Origin of the sequence: Phocaeicola sp. RTP21198st1_B8_RTP21198_201120, from assembly GCF_040929485.1 — a bacterium.
Lineage (GTDB): Bacteria > Bacteroidota > Bacteroidia > Bacteroidales > Bacteroidaceae > Phocaeicola > Phocaeicola dorei.
Genome location: NZ_JBCOCI010000175.1, coordinates 1 through 3,100, shown reverse-complemented (window position 1 = coordinate 3,100; position 3,100 = coordinate 1). Strand labels below are relative to the sequence as shown.

Here is a 3,100-nt window from a genome sequence, read left to right as displayed (position 1 = left end):
CTTTGTGTCCACCCGGGATGCGTTTGCCGAAATAAAGCCTGTGCGTCCGGCTGTTTCTTTGAAAGAAATTGTAAAGCAACCTATAGAAACATGGAAAAGCAGTATGAAGAATGATTTTGAAGATAGTGTCTTCAAAAAGTTCCCTGAGATTGCTGCTATAAAAGATGAATTGTATGATTTGGGGGCAGTGTATGCTGCCATGAGTGGCTCTGGGTCTTCCGTCTATGGTATTTTCGAAGCACCGATAGAGAATGTGGAAGATAAATTCTGTGGATGTTTTTGCAGGCAGAGAGCGTTGGAATAGTGTGGCAGATCAGTGGTTAGTGATTAGTGGACTGCGCTGTCATGCCGCAGGTATTAACCACTAATCACTATAGTCTATCTTTTACATAGTGCCTTGAAATCACAATAGGTACATTTTTCTATGATTTCTGTTTGGGTAAATGATTTTTCCGGATTAAATATTTCTTCTAATAATCCTTGAAGTCGTTCACGGTATTCTTTTTCATATTTACTGAAATCTTCCACAGCCTCTTTGGGCTTTCGTGACTCGCCCATTTGTATAACGGGAGAATAGGTTTCTGTAGCGGCCCGATGAATATAGAGAAGGGCCGGAGCTATCTTCATCGTTGGTTGCTTGCGGCACATGATGGCGGCATACAGGAACGTTTGGAATACATAGTTGGAACGTTTCTTGTCTGGAATAAACAGAGATTCCACATGGGGTGGGGTGTCTGCATCGCCACCTGTCTTGTAGTCCACAATACGAAGTGTGCCATCCTTGCTGTCCATACGGTCAATAATTCCTCCGATACGTGATTTTATGACTCCTTTGGGTGTTTGTATGTCGATGGGTTCATCCACTTCCATTTCCGATGCAATAAAAGTGAAGGGAGCGTAACGTAAATCATTTTGTAAAAGTTGTTTTAAATATCTTGCAATAACGGCAGAGTTGATAAGTTGTACGCCGTTATATTCCGGTTTCTCGTTTTGCGGAACATTAAAGAATAATTTCTTGAATGCTGTATCCACATAATCTTGCAGCTTCACTTCATTGCGTAGCAACGTTTCCAATGCTTCCTTATTAATGACTTTGCCATGAGTGGTCAGGTCTTTATAAATATGTTCGGCTGCGTAATGGAAAATACTTCCGAATGTGGCGGAATCTATTTCTGCACTCACTTCATCGGGGGCGGAGAGGCCGGCTACATACCTATAATAAAATTTTAAAGGACAATCCAGATAATAATTCAAGGCTGATGGAGAAAATTTTGCTTTGGGATTGGCACGGACATCAAACAGGCTTTGCATCCGGCGCATGACATCCGGGGTCTTTTCTACAGTGATAGACGAGGTGCCTTGAGGGGACTGTCCGGCCTCCAGAAACTGACGTGTGATGGGGTGAGGCCATTCAATAAGGAATTGCAGCATGAAACGGCTCCATTCGCCGCGGTTCAGTCCGTCCGAACTGGTATTGTAAATTAAGGTAATCCTTTCTGCCCGTTGCAGCAGACGATAGAAATAGTATGCATATACGGCAATTTTATGCTCTATAGTAGTCATTCCGAAAGCTTTGCGCAGGTTGTAAGGAATAAAGGAAGAGTCTCCTCCCGATTTGGGAAGCTGCCCTTCATTGACCGATAGTAATACCAAGTGGCGGAAATCCAGGTTACGTGTTTCCAATACCCCCATGACCTGCATACCAATGGCCGGTTCGCCGTGGAATGGAATATTAGTCGTTGATAAGACCTTGACCAGCAATCGCCGGAATGTTTCGCTTTGTACGGTTAATTCATCTTCTTCTATCAGTGTGCGGAACCGGTTGATGGTGGTATAGGCTTTGAAAAGCGATTCCCGATAAAGTTGGTTGAATGCATCTGTGTCCTCGGTACCGGAAGTGTTTGCCTGGTAAATGCTTGCCACTTGCTGCAAAGTTTCGGACAGGCGTATGCACAGATTCAGGTTTCCGGAAAGCGGAGTGAAAAGCTGGGTAAGGAATTCATCTTTGCCCAATTCGCCGGGTAACGGATAGAAACGGTTGTTTCGGGTCAGTTCTTTCTCCAACAATTCGGCTTGACCGGTGAGTTGGCGGGTATAGGGGTGTTTTAACAGTGTAACAACTGATTGAAACGTGTAGCGGCCGCTTTTGAAATTAAATCCGTGGGTATGCAACTCCAGTAAGGTGATGAGGAAACTATATACAGGAGTTTGCGATAACGGAAATCCCATGGTGATATTGACATGTTTTACTTCTGCCGGCAATGAATGGAGGACCGGTTGAAGCAATGCTTCGTTACACAATACGACTGCGGTTTCCTTTTCCGGTGTAGTCAGATTGTTTCGTATCCATTGAGGCAGGTAACGGGCTTGTGCATTTTCAGTGGAAGATGCGATGTAGTGTACCTCTTTAGGTTTCGAGAGATTTTTGAATAACTCACCGGACAAAGGAGAAGGAAAGTCGCGTAAGTTCCGGCGGATAAACTCTCCGGCTTCATGGGTGACGGCTTGTCTGTTTTCCTTCATATAAAATTCGTCGTAATCCCAATAAAAAACAGCTTTTCCGGCATCTTTCAATTGGGTGAACAACGTATGTTCCACTTTGTTCAGCACATTAAATCCTACAAAAACATATTTCTCGTATGGAAGTTTGTCCACATCCAGATGCTCTATGACGTGACGGTACATCATTCCTTCGTAGGCAATGTTTTGAGAAGCTAAGGATTCACGGAACCCTTTGTAGATGTTCCCCAATACGTTCCATAAAGAGATAAACCGTTCTTTCAGCGCTGTTCTCCGTTCGATGGAGAAGTTCTGGAAGAACTGCCGGATAGCTTCTTCCTGCTCATCGTCAATGAAGGTGTAGTCGTCCATTATGTTGCGCAGATCCTGTAAATTGGAAAACAGTTTGTCGGTATCCACTCTATTTTTGTCGGCATCGTCAAAATCACTGATCAGCATTTCTCCCCAAAAATAGAAATCATCCAGTGTTTCCGTACTTTGAGTTTCCCGTCGGAATATCTTATAAAGTTCGCATACCAGTTTTACCGGATCACCCACTTCCCATGGAGAAAGACTACGGAATAATTCGCTGATGCTGACG

Annotated in this window: 1 protein-coding gene and 1 pseudogene; one reads left to right on the top strand and one right to left on the bottom strand. The window is 43.9% G+C overall.

What is annotated here, in order from left to right; all coding sequences use genetic code 11:
• Nucleotides 1-304: pseudogene (locus AB5935_RS24105) on the top strand (4-(cytidine 5'-diphospho)-2-C-methyl-D-erythritol kinase); the annotation flags it as partial.
• Nucleotides 305-378: 74 nt separating this feature from the next.
• Here AB5935_RS24105 and AB5935_RS24100 read toward each other — a convergent pair.
• Nucleotides 379-3,100: PD-(D/E)XK nuclease family protein (locus tag AB5935_RS24100; RefSeq protein WP_368327668.1), on the bottom strand; the 2,722-nt coding region annotated here is incomplete at its 5' end.